This window comes from Caldicellulosiruptor hydrothermalis 108 (assembly GCF_000166355.1).
In the GTDB taxonomy this organism is placed as follows: Bacteria; Bacillota; Thermoanaerobacteria; order Caldicellulosiruptorales; family Caldicellulosiruptoraceae; genus Caldicellulosiruptor; species Caldicellulosiruptor hydrothermalis.
In genome coordinates this window covers 1,760,610-1,776,871 of sequence record NC_014652.1, presented here as the reverse complement: position 1 = coordinate 1,776,871, position 16,262 = coordinate 1,760,610, and the positions used below count along the sequence as shown (strand labels likewise).

20 protein-coding genes are annotated in these 16,262 nt (G+C 36.9%); all 20 read left to right on the top strand.

Annotated elements, in window-relative coordinates; all coding sequences use genetic code 11:
* The first annotated feature begins 1 nt into the window (after position 1).
* The 20 genes from CALHY_RS08860 to CALHY_RS08765 all read left to right on the top strand — a co-directional run bounded on the left by CALHY_RS08860 (position 2) and on the right by CALHY_RS08765 (position 16,262).
* On the top strand, positions 2–1,870 hold the full coding sequence (locus tag CALHY_RS08860) for a YgiQ family radical SAM protein (protein ID WP_013403623.1): 1,869 nt from the start codon (positions 2–4) through the stop codon (positions 1,868–1,870).
* Positions 1,818–2,687 carry a bifunctional methylenetetrahydrofolate dehydrogenase/methenyltetrahydrofolate cyclohydrolase FolD gene (gene folD, locus CALHY_RS08855; protein ID WP_013403622.1) on the top strand — a complete coding sequence of 290 codons (870 nt, stop codon included), beginning with the start codon at positions 1,818–1,820 and terminating at the stop codon, positions 2,685–2,687. Before CALHY_RS08860 ends, folD begins: the two co-directional genes overlap by 53 nt.
* A 17-nt stretch (positions 2,688–2,704) precedes the next feature.
* Positions 2,705–4,027 (top strand): 30S ribosomal protein S12 methylthiotransferase RimO, encoded by a 1,323-nt coding sequence (gene rimO / locus CALHY_RS08850; protein ID WP_013403621.1) that lies wholly within the window; start codon positions 2,705–2,707, stop codon positions 4,025–4,027.
* Positions 4,027–4,575: a CDP-diacylglycerol--glycerol-3-phosphate 3-phosphatidyltransferase gene (gene pgsA, locus CALHY_RS08845; RefSeq protein ID WP_013403620.1), complete on the top strand. Its 549-nt coding sequence runs from the start codon at positions 4,027–4,029 to the stop codon at positions 4,573–4,575. Before rimO ends, pgsA begins: the two co-directional genes overlap by 1 nt.
* Before the next feature lie 11 nt (positions 4,576–4,586).
* The gene (locus CALHY_RS08840; protein WP_013403619.1) at positions 4,587–5,822 is read left to right on the top strand and encodes a competence/damage-inducible protein A; all 1,236 of its coding nucleotides are present in this window, start codon (positions 4,587–4,589) and stop codon (positions 5,820–5,822) included.
* A gap of 62 nt (positions 5,823–5,884) precedes the next feature.
* Positions 5,885–6,955, top strand: a complete 1,071-nt coding sequence (gene recA / locus CALHY_RS08835; RefSeq protein ID WP_013403618.1) for a recombinase RecA — start codon at positions 5,885–5,887, stop codon at positions 6,953–6,955.
* Positions 6,939–7,541: a regulatory protein RecX gene (locus tag CALHY_RS08830; protein ID WP_013403617.1), complete on the top strand. Its 603-nt coding sequence runs from the start codon at positions 6,939–6,941 to the stop codon at positions 7,539–7,541. Before recA ends, CALHY_RS08830 begins: the two co-directional genes overlap by 17 nt.
* 96 nt (positions 7,542–7,637) lie before the next feature.
* The gene (gene rny / locus CALHY_RS08825; protein WP_013403616.1) at positions 7,638–9,203 is read left to right on the top strand and encodes a ribonuclease Y; all 1,566 of its coding nucleotides are present in this window, start codon (positions 7,638–7,640) and stop codon (positions 9,201–9,203) included.
* 92 nt (positions 9,204–9,295) lie between these two features.
* Positions 9,296–10,075, top strand: a complete 780-nt coding sequence (locus CALHY_RS08820) for a TIGR00282 family metallophosphoesterase (RefSeq protein ID WP_013403615.1) — start codon at positions 9,296–9,298, stop codon at positions 10,073–10,075.
* Positions 10,076–10,209: 134 nt separating this feature from the next.
* Positions 10,210–11,151, top strand: a complete 942-nt coding sequence (locus CALHY_RS08815) for an AAA family ATPase (protein WP_013403614.1) — start codon at positions 10,210–10,212, stop codon at positions 11,149–11,151.
* Positions 11,144–11,626, top strand: coding sequence for a stage III sporulation protein AB (locus CALHY_RS08810; RefSeq protein ID WP_013403613.1), 483 nt, complete (start codon positions 11,144–11,146; stop codon positions 11,624–11,626). The genes CALHY_RS08815 and CALHY_RS08810 overlap by 8 nt, the downstream gene beginning before the upstream one ends.
* A gap of 22 nt (positions 11,627–11,648) precedes the next feature.
* Positions 11,649–11,849, top strand: coding sequence for a stage III sporulation protein AC (gene spoIIIAC / locus CALHY_RS08805; RefSeq protein WP_013403612.1), 201 nt, complete (start codon positions 11,649–11,651; stop codon positions 11,847–11,849).
* 21 nt (positions 11,850–11,870) lie between these two features.
* Positions 11,871–12,257: a SpoIIIAC/SpoIIIAD family protein gene (locus CALHY_RS08800; protein WP_013403611.1), complete on the top strand. Its 387-nt coding sequence runs from the start codon at positions 11,871–11,873 to the stop codon at positions 12,255–12,257.
* A 12-nt stretch (positions 12,258–12,269) separates the two neighbouring features.
* Complete coding sequence (locus CALHY_RS08795) at positions 12,270–13,379, top strand: stage III sporulation protein AE (protein WP_013403610.1); 1,110 nt, start codon at positions 12,270–12,272, stop codon at positions 13,377–13,379.
* A gap of 4 nt (positions 13,380–13,383) precedes the next feature.
* Positions 13,384–13,878: a stage III sporulation protein AF gene (locus CALHY_RS08790; protein WP_013403609.1), complete on the top strand. Its 495-nt coding sequence runs from the start codon at positions 13,384–13,386 to the stop codon at positions 13,876–13,878.
* 6 nt (positions 13,879–13,884) lie between these two features.
* Positions 13,885–14,439, top strand: coding sequence for a hypothetical protein (locus CALHY_RS08785; protein WP_013403608.1), 555 nt, complete (start codon positions 13,885–13,887; stop codon positions 14,437–14,439).
* Positions 14,436–14,972 (top strand): SpoIIIAH-like family protein, encoded by a 537-nt coding sequence (locus CALHY_RS08780; protein ID WP_013403607.1) that lies wholly within the window; start codon positions 14,436–14,438, stop codon positions 14,970–14,972. The genes CALHY_RS08785 and CALHY_RS08780 overlap by 4 nt, the downstream gene beginning before the upstream one ends.
* 91 nt (positions 14,973–15,063) lie before the next feature.
* Complete coding sequence (locus CALHY_RS08775) at positions 15,064–15,450, top strand: Asp23/Gls24 family envelope stress response protein (RefSeq protein ID WP_013290801.1); 387 nt, start codon at positions 15,064–15,066, stop codon at positions 15,448–15,450.
* 52 nt (positions 15,451–15,502) lie between these two features.
* Positions 15,503–16,042, top strand: coding sequence for an alkaline shock response membrane anchor protein AmaP (gene amaP / locus CALHY_RS08770; RefSeq protein WP_013403606.1), 540 nt, complete (start codon positions 15,503–15,505; stop codon positions 16,040–16,042).
* Between the two features lie 10 nt (positions 16,043–16,052).
* On the top strand, positions 16,053–16,262 hold the full coding sequence (locus tag CALHY_RS08765) for a DUF2273 domain-containing protein (protein ID WP_013403605.1): 210 nt from the start codon (positions 16,053–16,055) through the stop codon (positions 16,260–16,262).

The window sequence follows — 16,262 nt, the reverse complement described above, 5'->3', positions numbered from 1 at the left end:
AATGGCTTTTTTACCTATTTGCAAGGAAGATATGAAAAAGCGTGGATGGGACGAGCTTGACTTTGTATTTGTGTGTGGAGATGCGTATGTTGACCATCCATCTTTTGGCCATGCAATAATATCACGAATAATAGAAGATTATGGTTTTAGAATTGGAATAATTCCTCAACCCGATTGGAGAGATTCAAAAAGCATCACAGTGCTGGGAAGACCGAGAATTGCTTTTTTGGTATCAAGTGGTAATCTTGACTCTATGGTTGCACATTACACTTCATTTAAAAAGCCACGAAGCCAGGATTATTATTCGCCTGGTATGAAAAGGGGAAAAAGACCAAACAGAGCAACAATTGTGTATTGTAATTTAATAAGAAAAGAGTATGGTGATATTCCCATCATAATTGGCGGTATAGAGGCTTCTTTGCGAAGGTTTGCTCATTATGATTATTGGTCTGATAAGGTGAGAGCCTCGATATTGATAGACAGCAGTGCTGACCTTTTGATATACGGAATGGGCGAAAAGCCATTGTTTGAGATTCTACCGAGGCTCAAAAAAGGAGAGAACATAAAAGAGATAAGAAATGTTCAAGGGACGTGTTATGTTGCAAAGGATATTCAGCATCTTGAGGGAAAAGACTTCATCATCATTGACAGCTATGAAAAAGTGAAAGAAGACAAGGTGGCGTACGCCCGTGCTTTTGCTATTCAGTACAGGGAACAAAACCCGTACACAGGAAAGATAATTGTCCAGCCACATAAAAATTTATATGTGGTTCAAAATCCGCCAGCAAAGCCTTTGACAGTGGAAGAGATGGACTATGTTTATTCTCTGCCGTATGAGCGAAACTATCATCCCATTTATGAAAAAGAAGGCGGTATAAAAGCACTGGAAGAGGTCAAGTTCAGCATTGTATCTCACAGAGGGTGCTTTGGAGGCTGTAATTTCTGTGCTCTTCACTTTCATCAGGGAAGGATCATTCAAAAAAGGAGCCCGAAGTCAATCTTAGAGGAAGTAAAAAAACTAACGAAACTTCCCGATTTTAAGGGATATATTCACGATGTTGGTGGACCTACTGCAAATTTCAGAAATCCTGCGTGTAGTCTTCAGCTTGAAAGAGGTGCTTGCAAAAATAGGCAGTGTCTTTTTCCTCAGCCGTGCAAAAATTTGGAGGTTGACCACGGCGAATATTTTGAACTTTTAGAGAAGATAAGAAAGATAAAAGGTGTGAAGAAGGTATTTATAAGGTCGGGAATAAGATATGACTACCTTTTACTTGACAAAAACTACAGAAAGTTTTTGGAAAAACTCTGCATGCACCATATTTCTGGCCAGTTAAAAATAGCACCTGAACATATCTCCAATAATGTGTTAAAATATATGGGTAAGCCTCCGAAAGAGGTGTATGAGAAATTTGTAAAAGAATATTTTGATACAAATAAAAAACTGAATAAAAAACAGTTTATCATTCCTTATCTTATGTCAGGGCATCCTGGGACAAAGCTTGAAGATGCAATTGAGCTTGCAGTGTTTCTAAAAAGAAATGGGTTTGTACCAGAGCAAGTTCAGGACTTTTATCCAACACCCGGAACTGTATCAACTACAATGTATTACACCGAATTGGACCCGTTTACCTTAGAAAAGGTCTATGTTCCAAAGACGTTAAAAGAAAAGATGATGCAAAGAGCCCTTTTGCACTTTAACAATCCAAAAAATTATGATTTGGTTTATGAGGCTTTGAAGATAGCAAAAAGAGAAGATTTGATAGGATATGGCAAAGACTGCTTAATTCCACCAAAACCAAAAGATGGAGGTAATAAAAGTGTCAGCAAAGATAATAGACGGAAAAAAGATAGCGCAAGAAATAAAAAATGAAGTAAAGATTGAGGTTGAAAAACTAAAACAAAGAGGAATAGAGCCAACGTTGGCTGTTGTGATTGTGGGAGATGACCCGGCATCCAGAAGTTATGTGAATTCCAAGAAAAAAGCATGTGGCGAGGTTGGAATAAATTCTGTGGAGTTTGCCCTGAGCAAAGACACAACTCAAGAAGAGCTTGAGAGCTTGATTGACAGACTGAACAGGGATGAGAAAATAAACGGCATATTGGTTCAGCTTCCGCTGCCAAATGGACTTGATGAGAAAAGGATTTGCACAAAAATCCTTCCACACAAGGATGTTGACGGATTTCATCCGCTCAATGTTGGAATGGTTGCAACTGGCATAGAGTTTGAAAGAGCAATCAAACCGTGCACGCCATTTGGGATTATTGAGCTTTTGAAAAGAGAAAATATAGAGATAAAAGGAAAACATGCTGTTGTGATAGGAAGAAGCAATATTGTTGGGAAGCCCTTGGCTTTGCTTCTTTTGAGAGAAAACGCAACAGTTACCATTTGTCATTCATATACAAAAGATTTAAAAGAGATTTGCAAACAGGCAGATATCCTTGTTGCTGCAGTTGGAAAGCCAAGGTTTGTCACATCTGATATGGTAAAAGAAGGAGCAGTTGTTATTGACGTTGGAATAAATAGGGACGGCGCTACCCAGAAACTTGTTGGTGATGTTGACTTTGAAACTGTAGAAAAAGTGGCATCGTTTATTACACCTGTTCCCGGTGGTGTTGGGCCAATGACAGTTGCTATGCTTATGAAAAATACACTTTTTGCTACCATGCTTCAAAACAATCTGGTGTAAAAAAGGAGTGCCAAGAATTGATAAAGGTTGGATTTGTCTCACTGGGGTGCAACAAAAACCTTGTTGACAGTGAAATAATGATGGGCGCATGTGTCAAAGCAGGGTTTGAGATAACCTCACATGCAGAGGATGCTGATGTAATTGTTGTAAACACATGTGGTTTTATAAACGATGCAAAACAGGAATCCATAGATACCATATTAGATATGGCTGAATATAAGAACAAAAAATGCAAATTTTTGATAGTGACAGGGTGTTTGACACAGAGGTATAAAGATGAGATATTAGAGCAGATGCCAGAGGTTGATGCAATACTTGGCGTGAAAGAAATGTTAAAACTGCCTGAGGTAATAAAAGATTTGTATGAAGGTAAGCAGAAGATAAAAGTGTTCGATGATACTTCTTCGTTTGTATACTACAGTTCAATGCCAAGAGTGATTGCTACACCCAGTTACTATGCCTACATAAAGATAGCAGAAGGGTGCAACAACAGATGCTCTTATTGCTCCATACCACTTATTAGAGGCAAGTATACAAGCAGACCCATTGAAGATATAGTAAAGGAAGCAAAAGAATTAGCAGAAAAAGGATACCAGGAAATTGTCCTCACAGCTCAGGATACTACAAAGTATGGCACAGACCTATATGGCAAAAAGATGTTACATGCTTTGCTTGAAGAGCTTGAAAAGATTGAAAAAATCAAGTGGATAAGATTTTTGTACTCTTACCCTGAGGATGTGGATGAAAATCTTATTGAGGTGGTAAAATCTTCTTCTAAAATAGTTAACTATTTTGACATTCCAATTCAGCATATAAATGATAGAATATTAAAACTCATGAACAGAAAAACAACAAAAGAAGGTATAAAAAGGCTGATAGAGAAGATAAGAAGAAGCTTTGATGAGGTTATTATAAGAACAACAGTTTTGGTTGGGTTCCCTACAGAAACTGATGAGGAGTTTGAAGAGCTCTGCAGCTTTTTAAAGTGGGCTGAGTTTGACAGGCTTGGTGCTTTTATGTATTCTCAAGAGGAAGGGACGCTTGCTTCGCAGCTTCCTCAGGTTGACGATGAGGTGAAACAAAGAAGATATGAAAAGGTTTTGAATATTCAGAGAAAAATTTCTAAAAGGCAGAACAAAAAGCGAGTTGGCAGAGAATACGAAGTTGTTATAGAGGCAAAAGATAAAAACAACTTTTATATTGGAAGGAGCCAGTTTGAAGCACCAGAAGTTGACGGAAAAGTTTTGGTGTTTTCTCAAAAGAAACTGACAGCTGGCAAGTTTGTCAAGGTAAAGATACTTGATGCGTTTGAGTATGATTTGGTAGGAGAGATAATTTGATGAATATCGCCAATATTTTAACAACTGTGAGAATATTGTTGATACCTGCATTTATGTTCTTCTTGCTTTACAGTAGTATTCCATATTCAAAGGTGGTAGCAGCGGCTGTATTTATAGTTGCTGCAATTACTGATAGCTTAGATGGATATATTGCAAGGTCAAGAAAAATTGTAACAAATTTTGGTAAATTCTTGGACCCTCTTGCAGACAAGTTGTTGATAACCGCAGCACTTGTGTGTTTAGTGGAGCTGCGAAAAATTTCGTCTTGGGTTGCCATGATTATAATTGGAAGAGAATTTGTGGTAACTGGCCTTAGGATGGTTGCAGCGGCTGAAGGTGTAGTTATTTCTGCAAATGTGTGGGGAAAACTGAAAACAATAAGCCAGATTGTGGCAGTTGTGCTTCTTTTGCTTGACAACTATCCTTTTGTTCTTCTGGGGTTTCCTCTTGATAAGATAATGTTGTACGTGGCAGTAATACTTACAATTTATTCAGGTTTTGATTATATAAAAGCAAACTGGAAAGTGATAGATTTTACAAAAAAGTGAGGCGAAAATTTATGGTGGCTGAAATAATCTGTGTGGGTACAGAACTGTTGCTTGGTCAGATTTTGAACACAAATAGTCAATATCTTGCTCAAAAATTGGCCGAGCTTGGTATTGACCTTTATTTTCAGACAACTGTTGGGGATAATATGGAAAGGCTCAAAATGGCAATTGATATAGCCACAAAAAGGTCTGACATATTGATTTTTACAGGAGGGCTTGGTCCAACATCTGATGACATTACAAAAGAAGCAGTAGCAGATTATTTTGGTTTGACCCTTGTGCTGGATGAAGATATATTAAGAAGAATTGAAAGTTTTTTTGAACGCAGGCAGGTAAAGATGCCTCAGATTAACAAAAAACAGGCATATGTTCCCGAAGGTGCAAAAGTTCTTCACAACAAAAATGGTACAGCACCTGGACTTATCATTGAAAAAGACGGCAAGATTGCAATTTTGCTTCCTGGACCTCCTTTTGAGATGCAGCCGATGTTTGAAGAAGAAGTCTTGCCTTATTTAGAGAAGTTTTCAAAACAAAAGATTTACTCAAGAGTGTTAAAGTTTATTGGAATAGGTGAGTCTTCTATTGAAGAGGCTCTGAAGGATTTAATCCTCTCTCAGACAGACCCAACGATGGCTCTTTATGCAAAGCCGTTTGAAGTTGAGCTGAGAATTACAACAAAAAAAGAGAGTGAAGACAGTGCAAAATCACTTCTTCAATCAATGGAAGACAAGATAAGAGAGCGTTTAGGAGAGTATATTTATGGTGTTGACAGACAGCTGCTGGAAGAAGTTGTGATAGGCTTGCTTACAGAAAAGAAGTTAAAGGTTAGCGTTGCCGAGTCGTGCACGGGAGGGCTTATCTGTAACAAGCTTACCAATGTGCCAGGCGCATCCGAAGTATTTGACAGAGGGTTTATAGTATATTCAAATGAGGCCAAGATGAAACTGCTTGGTGTTCCAGAGCAAGTGTTGAAAGAGCACGGGGCAGTTAGCCATCAGACAGCAAGGTATATGGCACAGGGAGCACTTTCAAATTCGCTTGCCCACATTGCTTTGTCTGTGACAGGAATTGCAGGGCCAGGCGGTGGAAGTGAAACAAAACCTGTAGGGCTTGTATATATTGGTATTGCAACAAAAGATAATGTTGAGAGTTTTGAATTCAGGTTTTCAGGTGACAGATTAAGGATAAAAGAGATGACTTCAAAGGCTGCCCTCAACATTTTGAGAAAAAAGATAATTGATTATTGAAAAATTAGAAGCAAAAGTATATAATAATTCTAAACATATGTTCGAAAAGATGGGGGTTAAAAATGGAAAACTTAGATAAGAAAAAAGCTTTAGACAAGGTTATTATGGAAATTGAGAAGGCTTACGGGAAAGGCGCTATAATGAAGCTTGGCGAGATGGCAAAAGAAAATATTGATGTTATACCTACAGGTGCGCTCTCGTTGGACATTGCGCTTGGCGTTGGAGGAGTTCCGCGAGGCAGGATTGTAGAGATTTATGGTGCAGAGTCATCTGGTAAGACCACTATTGCGCTTCATATAATTGCAGAGGCACAGAAAATGGGTGGTGAGGCAGCATTTATTGACGCTGAGCATGCGCTTGACCCATTTTATGCTAAAAAACTTGGTGTTGACATAAACAATCTTATTGTGTCTCAGCCAGACAGCGGAGAGCAGGCTTTGGAGATTGTGGAGGCGCTTGTTAGAAGTAATGCAATAGATGTTATTGTAATTGACTCTGTTGCAGCGCTTGTGCCTCAGGCAGAGATTGATGGTGAGATGGGAGAAGCGCATGTTGGGCTTCAGGCAAGGCTCATGTCACAGGCGCTCAGAAAGCTTGCCGGTATTACAAGCAAGACAAAGACCACAGTCATATTTATAAACCAGCTTCGTGAAAAGGTTGGGGTAATGTTTGGCAATCCTGAGACAACACCAGGTGGTAGAGCGCTTAAGTTCTATGCATCTGTCAGATTAGAAGTTAGAAAAGGTGAGATTATCAAGTCTCAAGGCCAACCGATAGGCAGCAAGGTAAAGGTTAAGGTTGTGAAGAATAAAGTTGCGCCACCGTTTAAAGAGGCTGAGTTTGATTTGATTTATGGAGAAGGAATCTCAAAAGAAGGAAATGTTTTAGATGTTGCAGTTAACATCGATGTTATTCAAAAGAGTGGGGCGTGGTATACCTACAACGGTCAGAAGATTGGGCAGGGCAGAGAAAACGCAAAACAGTTTTTGAAAGAAAATCCTGATATAATGCAGGAGATAATTGAAAAGATAAGGCAGAATGCAAACCTTGCATTTGAGAAAATAAAGACAACAGCAGAGATTTCTGATGAGGATTTGCTGTTGAGTGGTGAAATTAATGAGGATATTGGATAAAAAGATAGTTGGGAACAGAGCTTTGCTTGTTTTTGACGATGGCAAAGAAGTTGAGATTGACAGAGAGGTCTATCTTGAAAAAAGATTGTATGCAAAAGATGAGATAGATCAAAAAGAATTGGAAGAGGTTTTATTTGAGAGCAGTCTCAAAAGTGCTAAAAAGATGCTTGTAGGGTACATTCAAAAATATCCTCTCAAATCTGAATATGGGTATTACAAGTATTTGCTTTCCCGCGGGTATGATTCGGCTACTGCTTTGAAAGCGGTAGCTTATTTTGTTAATAGCGGATACATTGATGAGCTGGAAGCTGCAAAAAGGCTTGTAAATAAGTATCAAAAGAAAAAGTCAAGCTTTGAGATATTACAGCTTTTGCGGAAAAATGGGTTCAAATCATCCACAATTTCAAAGCTAAATTTAAAGTCTGAAAATGATAAAGAAATTCTTGTAAAGCTTTTGCAAAAGAAGTTAAGGAGAGTAAGTAAAGAGGATAGCAAAGAGATTTTAAAGGTTATTAAGTGGTTTGTGGCAAGAGGATATGACTACAATACAGTGGTTGAAAAAATTAGAGAATTCTTAGATTATTGAGAAGACGCCATTGTTGACACTGTATGCAAAAAGTAATAAAATTTAATTGAAGCAGTTTTTTTATAATTTAATTTTAACTTATTCAACACAAAGGAGGTGCAAAAGATTAGTGAGACATTGAAGTTTGTAATTATTGGAGCAATTGTTTTGGTAGCATCAATGGTTGCCTTTTTCTTGGGCTATTTATATAGAAAGAAGATTGCAGAAAAGACCATAAAAAGTGCTGAACAAGAAGCCCAAAGAATTGTTGAGGAGGCCAAAAAACAGGCCGAGGCATACAAAAAGGAGGCAACACTCCTTGCAAAAGAAGAGATACACAGAGCAAGGAGCGAATTTGACAGAGAGGTAAGAGAACGAAGAGCAGAGCTCCAGAGGTTCGAAAGAAGACTTATCCAAAAAGAAGAGATGCTTGACAAAAAGATGGCTTCTGTAGAAGAAAAAGAAGAGCAGCTCAATCAGAAGCTGAAAGATATTCAAAAACTTCAAGAGGAGATTGAACTTTTAAAACAAAAAGAGCAGGAAGAGCTGCAAAGAATTTCTGGGCTCACTCAGGAAGAAGCAAAACAAATTATACTCAAGAGTGTTGAGCAGGATGTCAAACATGATGTTGCACTCATGATAAAAGAGCTTGAACAGCAAGCAAAAGAAGAGGCTGACAAAAAAGCCAGAGAAATTATTGCTACTGCTATCCAGCGCTATTCGTCAGACTATGTTGCAGAAAACACTGTATCTGTTGTTACACTGCCAAATGACGAAATGAAAGGTAGAATCATAGGTAGAGAAGGAAGAAACATAAAGACATTTGAGACTGTTACAGGAATTGACCTTATAATTGACGACACACCCGAGGCAGTAATATTATCAGGGTTTGACCCGATAAGGCGTGAGATAGCAAAACTCACGTTAGAAAAGCTCATTTTAGATGGGCGAATACATCCTGCGCGAATTGAAGAAATGTACGAAAAAGCAAAACGAGAGGTTGAGAATAAGATTCGAGAAGAAGGAGAAAGGGTTGTATTTGAGCTTGGGATTCACAACTTGCATCCAGAACTCATTAAGCTCATAGGAAAACTTAAGTACAGAACAAGCTATGGTCAAAATGTTCTTGCACATTCTATTGAGGTAGCAAATATAGCAGGTATCATGGCAGCAGAGCTCGGTCTTGACCAGAGTGTTGCAAAGCGTGCAGGTCTGCTTCATGACATTGGCAAAGCAGTTGACCATGAAATGGAAGGGTCACATGCCCTGATTGGTTATGAGCTTGCTAAAAAATACAAGGAGACAAACCCGGATGTCCTTGAAGCGATTGGTGGGCATCACGGTGAGATGGAAACAAGGTCAATTTACAATGTGTTAATTCAGGCTGCTGACTCTGTTTCAGCGGCACGACCAGGAGCTCGAAGAGAATCTCTTGAGTCTTATATCAAAAGACTTCAGAAACTTGAAGAGATTGCGAATTCTTTTGATGGTGTTGAAAAGGCTTATGCAATTCAGGCAGGAAGAGAGATAAGAATAATGGTAAAGCCTGACCATGTGAGTGACGATGATATTGTTATAATGGCAAGAGAGATAGTAAAGAGAATTGAAAGTGAACTTGATTATCCAGGTCAGATAAAGGTAAACGTAATCAGAGAAGTTCGAGCAGTTGAATATGCAAAATGAGAAAAAAAGCGTGTTTTGTTCATGGCTTTTAAAAGCTTTGAACAAGACACGCTTTTTATAAATTTATTCTGGAAAATATCTGGAGGTATGGAATGAGATTTTTAGCTATAGGAGACGTTGTTGGAAGACCGGGGAGAAACATTCTAAAGAGCACCCTCTCTAAACTCAAGGAAAACTACAAGATAGACGTTGTGATTGCTAACTGTGAGAATGCTGCGGGCGGTAATGGACTTACCAAAAAGGTTGCTGATGAGCTTTTTTCTATAGGAATTGATGTTATGACAATGGGAAACCATGTGTGGGCAAATAAAGAGATTTTTTCTTTCATAGAAAATGAGACCAGGATAATAAGACCTGCAAATTATCCCGAGGGTACTACTCCGGGCAGAGGATATAATGTGTTTGAAAAAAATAATGTAAAATTTACAGTTATTAACTTGTGTGGCAGAGTATTTATGGAAAATTTGGACTGTCCTTTTAGGAAAATTGATGAGATTTTGAAAAAAATAGAATGTCCAATAATCATTGTTGATTTTCATGCAGAGGCCACATCAGAAAAAATAGCCCTTGGATTTTATGTTGATGGTCGTGTTTCTTGCGTATATGGGACTCACACACATGTGCAAACAGCAGATGAAAAAATACTTCCAAACGGTACAGCTTATATAACAGATATTGGTATGACAGGGCCGTATGACTCTGTTTTGGGTGTCGACAAGGATATTGTAATTCAAAAATTCACAACCCTTCTTCCTGTCAGATTTGAGGTTGCCAAAGGTAAAGCTCAGTTCAACGGAATTGTGTTTGAAGTGGACAACAACAGCGGAAAAGCAGTTTCTATTGAGAGGATAAACTTTACGCTGGAAGAGTAAATAAAGATTTGTACACACTTTTTAAGAGCTGCAAGTAATCAAAATTTGCAGCTCTTATTTTTTTCTCATAATCTTCAAGGTAACATAATAATAATTTAATATAGAACAAATGAAAAAAGGAATGTGAGGTCTTAATGGCAGCTTTAAGTGTAAATACAGAAGTTGAAAAACTCCTTGGCAAACTTCCTGCTGAGATTGTTTATACAATCAAAATGGCATTTGAAAAAAGCCTTCATGAAATTTGTGAGATAAAAATAAACTTGAACTGTCCACTAATTGTCATTGGTAAAAGGGAATATGTCTTTGACAGTTTGATAATTACAAAAGAGATTTTAAACAAATGTATAAGCAGGCTGACAAACAACTCTCTGTTTACATACGAAAAAAACATACTCCAGGGATATTTTACAGTTGACGGTGGGCACAGAATTGGAGTTGCCGGAAAATTCACCTTTGAAAATGGAAGCAAACAGGGTTTTGTCAGCTCAATCAGTGGGCTTAATATAAGAGTGTCTAAAGCAGTTAGAATAGAACCCGAAAAAATCTTAAAAAATATAGTAAAAGAAAATCTTAATAGTATCTATAACACTCTCATAATCTCCCCCCCTGGCTGTGGGAAAACTACACTTCTCAGGAACATTATAAGAATCTTAAGCTCTGGTGAAGGAATTTTGGCAGGAAGAGGATTTAGAGTGGTGGTAATTGATGAAAGGTCTGAGATTTGCGCGGTAGATAATGACAGAAGGGAGATTGGTATCAGAACCTTTGTATTGGACGGAGTGGATAAGCTAAGAGGGATTTTAATGGCTGTGAGAAGTTTAAATCCTCAGATAATTGCGATGGATGAGCTTGGGTCGCCTTCTGATTATTTGGCAGTTTGTGAAGCATCAAAGATGGGTGTGAAAATAATTGCTACAATGCACGCAGAATCGGTAAAAGACATCTATATGAGAGAGTTTTCAAGAAAGATAATCAATCAGGGTGTTTTTGAAAAGGTGATTGTCTTAAGTTTTCGAAACGGTCCCGGGACCATTGAAAAAATACTGTCATTGGGTGAAGAGAGAAATGGTGATTAAGGTAATTGGTTCGGTTTTGATTATTTTTTCATCTTGCATGATTGGGTACTATCAAACCTTGAAGTTGTGGCAGCAGGTAAAGATTGTAAACCATATGATAGTGTTTTTTACATATGCAAAAGCAAATGTAATTGCAGCACGTCTGACGTTTGCCGAGATTTTGGAAAATTTCAAGCTCAAAGAGGAAAGTAAATTTAATCAAGTAATTGAATACTACTTTTTATCCATAGGGAAAAACCAAAGTGATGTTAAAAATATTTATCAACTTAATGAGAATCTTCATAGCCTTCTTATAAGTCTTTTTAATGTCATAGCTTTTTATTCTATAAGCGAGATAGAAAAGGTTTTGGATGAAGGAATTAGAGAACTTAGAGAATACTACGATATTTACAAGCTTAAGTACAAAAAAAATAGCAAAATGTTTGCTGTACTTGGGATTTTTTGTGGAGTGTCTATCTGCATATTACTTCTATAAGTGGGTTGAGGTGTAAGAATTGATGAATGGAATAGATTTGATTTTCAAGATAGCAGTAATAGGTATAATCCTGTACCTTGTAAATCAGGTGCTTATAAAAGCTGAAAAGGAAGAACTTGCCATGATGACAACCCTTGTAGGAGTTATAATTGTACTTTTTCTTATAATTGACCTCATAAGAAGGTTTTTTGATACTGTTAAATCAGTTTTCAATCTTTACTGAGTTGCTGAGGGTCCACAAAAAATGGAAATATTAAATATAATTGTGCTTTGCTTGGTCTCAATTTTTGTTGCGAGTATATTAAAAAGAACTCAAAAAGAGATTGGACTTGCTGTGGCGGTCATTGTTGGAATACTCATTTTTTTGATGCTGATTGATAAGCTTGTGTATGTTGTTGAGAAGATTTTTGAAATGAGCAACAGAGTTTCATTTGCAAACGGTTATGTAAAGACGTTAATAAAAATGACTGGTATTGCACTAATCTCAGAGTATACAGCAAGCGTGTGTAAAGACAGCGGTGAGAGTGCAATTGCTGAAAAGGTGGAATTTGCAGCAAAAGTTATAATCTTATTTTTATCACTTCCTTTAATAATGAGCCTATTTGATTTGATTACCAAATTTTTAAGATAAGAGGAATGAATGATGAGACAAAAGACTTTAGTTTCAGTGTGTATACTTGTATTTTTCATAGTAGCACTTGAATGTTGCCAAGCATCCCAGATTTCGCAAGAATACATCAAAAAAACGAAACAAATTTTAAATGACTACACTGAAAAAGATATAAGTAGTTATCTGGAAAGCATTGTAGAACAAAAAAAAGCAAAGCTGGATATGGTAAATGTTTTGAAGGAAAAAATATTGGGACAGGTTTTTTCTACTTTTCGTCAAATAAGTTTGATACTTATTATAGCCCTATTATATATACTCATTGCAAGCGTTCAAACAGGTCTTAAGAATCAGTCGGTTGCAAATGTAACGTTTTTGGCTTTTTTCTTTACAGAGGTTTTGATTGTACTTCAAAATTTAAAAGATGTTCTTTTAGATGCCCAGCAGACAGTTCAAAATGCGTGCAATTTTGCTGAAGTATTTTTTCCTCTTTTTGTTTCTCTGATAGCTTCTATGGGATATCCAACATATGCGGCTGCAATGAGCCCAAAGATAATGTTTGCTATTGTCTTTTCGTCTGAATTTTTGAAAAACATCATCTCGCCCTTTGCGTACACTTACATACTTCTCAGTATTTTATCGAATATTGATAGTGGAAGATTGGGATTGAGAAGGGTTCTGGGTTTCTGTAAAACTGCGTTGATGTGGTGTATAGTGATTGGGATTGTTGTGTTTGTTGCTATTGTGTCTGTCGAAAGTGTTGCGAATGTTACAGTGGACAGCTTAATTACAAAATCAATAAAATACAGCGTTGGCAATTTTGTGCCGTTTGTAGGGAAGATATTATCCGATGCTGCGGACACTCTTGCTACAAGCCTTGCTATAGTAAAAAATTCTCTGGGTGTGGTGGGTTTAATAGTTTTGCTTGTAGGGATTGGAATTTCGCTTTTAAAGATTTTAGCTGTATTTGTTGTTTTAAGAATAGCAGCTATTTTTGTGGGTTTGGTTGGGGATGCAAAGCTTGCTCAGTTTTTGGATGACTATGCCGATGTACTCATTTTGATTTTTGCAATAGCATTTGCAGCTTTGTGTATGTTTGTTGTTGCGTTTTCCTCATCCCTCTTTTTGCTTCAGGTTGGAAGGTGAGAGTATGCAGGAGATTCTCAACGAGATTGCCCTCTCTCTATTTTATATAGTAATAATTGCAATTTTAATTGAAAACTTAGTAAATGAAAGCTACAGAAAATACATAAATATTTTTCTGGGACTGACAGTAAGCATGGTATTAATAGCGCCCATTGTCGAAAACTCTGATTTTTTAAAGTTTGAGTTTCATAAAAGTCTACAGAGGATAGAGAGTGAATTTAACCAGCAGGGAATTTACTCTCAAGACATCTACAGAGAAGCTCTTGTACAAGAGTATAAAAGCAAATTGAAAGATGATATTGAGGATAATGTAAGAGATATATGTGGGAAAGAGATACAGATTGTTGAAATGCACATCTATGAAAATATGGATTCACCTGATTTTGGTAAGGTTGATGAGATAAAAATTGAAGGTGAGTATGATGGTAAGGTGGTTGAGATAATTTCAAACAAGTATCATGTGCGCAAAGATAAAATCTATTTCCAAAAGCTGAGGTGAAGAAAAATGGCCGATTTGAGAAAGATAAAAGATTTACTTGAAAATGTTATGAAAAACAAAGATTTGATTATTTTTTTGGGCGTATGTGGAATATTTCTTCTTGTAGTTTCTGCAAACTTTTCTACATCTTCAAAACAGACAAGTGCTACTATAAAACAACAAGAAATTCAAGAGGATGGGCAGCAGTATGAACAGCTAATTGAGAAAAAACTTGAGGATATATTAAAGGAAATAGACCCAACAGGAGATGTTTCAGTGATGATAACTTTTGACGACTGCTATGAATACGTGCTTGCTACTGAAACAAGAGAGAACAGGCGAAGTGAAAAACAAAACCAAAATACAACCATTTCTGAAGAAGAGATAGATAGCAAAGTGGTGGTTCTGCAGCAGCAAGGTGAATCAAAACCTTTTGTGGTGAAAAAGATATACCCAAAAGTCAGAGGAGTGGCTATAGTCTCCAAAGGAGCAAGGGATAAGAGGATATATATAGGACTTGTTAAGGCTGCATCAACTGTGCTTGGTATAACTCCTGATAAAGTGGAGGTGTTTGTTAAGTGAACAAGAAGATATTTGTAAAAGTATACAGCAAAAGACAGCTGATGACAATCTCGCTTGTCATCTTACTTATAGTAGCAGGAATTATAAATTCAAGAGTGGAGCTTGGAAATAAAAAGAAGATAAACCCTTCTGTAATTGAAGTAAGTAATCCGACTGTACACAAAAGTGAAAGCGATGCTGAAGAAGGTACAATTGATGAAATGAAGCTAAAAAGAGAAATAGAACGCTCTAAAGAAATCAACCTTTTAAAGTCTCTTTTAAATGACCAAGCTGATGCAAATGTTCAGAAAAAGGTTGATGAGAAGATAGCTAAAATTATTGATATCAGCAACAAGGAAATGACATGCGAAAATGTTCTAAGTTCCAAGGGTTTGGGAGAGAGTGCAGTGTTTTATACAGATGATACAATATATGTTGTGGTACAAAAGAAGCTTGAAAAGAGAGAGCTAATTCAGGTTCAAAATGTGATAATGAACGTGTTCAAGGTAGATTTTAACAAGATAAGAGTATCTCAAAGTAAAAACTCAAATTAAATTAACTGATGTTGTTAAAACAAAAAAGTATAGGGTATAATATATAACATAGAATGAAAATTCTTATTAAAGATTGAGGAGGTATTTTAAAATGTCAGAAAACACTATTGGCGAAACAATGGGTGGGGTTGTAAAGATTGCAGAAGAAGTTGTGGCTATAATTGCAGCTGTTGCAGCCTCCGAAGTAAAAGGCGTTGCATCAATGGTTGGCTCTTGGACAGGCAATATTACAGAAGCTCTGGGTAAAAAGAACTTGGCAAAAGGTGTAAAAGTTCAAGTTGGAGAAAAAGAAGCAGCAATTGATATCTACATAACAGTAGAGTATGGTGTCAGAATTCCAGAGGTCGCATGGGAGATTCAGGAGAGAGTAAAGAATGCTGTTGAGAGCATGACAGGCTTGAAAGTTGTTGAAGTCAACATACATGTTCAGGGAATAAAGTTTGAGAAAGAAGAGCAAAAAGAAGAGGTGGCAGAGTAAATCTCTGAACAGCAGAGATTTACTCTCATTTTTGTGAGGAGGAAAGATGCAAATGAAAATCGGCGAGAGAATACTTTTGACCATATTTACGTTAATTGTAATATTTTTTTCGGTAATTGCTATTTTGCTTCCACTCAACATCTTTGACGTAGATACAGTTCAGGCTGCGGTATATAATTATATGAACACACCCATATATGCCATCATACCGCTACTTCTGATAGTAATGGGGTTTTCAGTAATGTTTATTGGTGTTAAGAAGAAAAAAGCAAGGCTTGGGATAATTCACACAAACGAGTTTGGAAATCTCTTAATCTCACCAAAGACATTTGAGTCTGCAGGGTACAATGCAGTAAAGGATATAAAAGGAATAAAAGATGCTTCGATTGAGATAGAGTTTGACGAAAGTGGTGTTATATATTACATTGACGCAATTGTCACAAATGATGTCAATGTGCCTGAGTTGACAAAAGAGGTTCAAAATGCTATAAAGAGTCATGTGGAAGTGGCAATAGGAATCCCTGTTAAAGCTATTAACTTTCACGTGAAGGATATGGTTGCCCCGCAAGTACCTATTACTCATTTGAGGTAGGGGTGTTAAAATGGATTTGTTGAAGGAATTTTTAGTAAAACATTTAGGAGAAGTAATAGGCGGGCTGATTGGTCTTGTATTTGCAATATTTGTGCTTATTTTTGGTTTTTTTAAAACACTGTTTATATTCATTTGCATAGCGGTTGGAATATTTATAGGCGGACGATATTTTGAAAAGAAAAAACTAATTGAGTTTTTAGACAAACACTTACCATGGTAA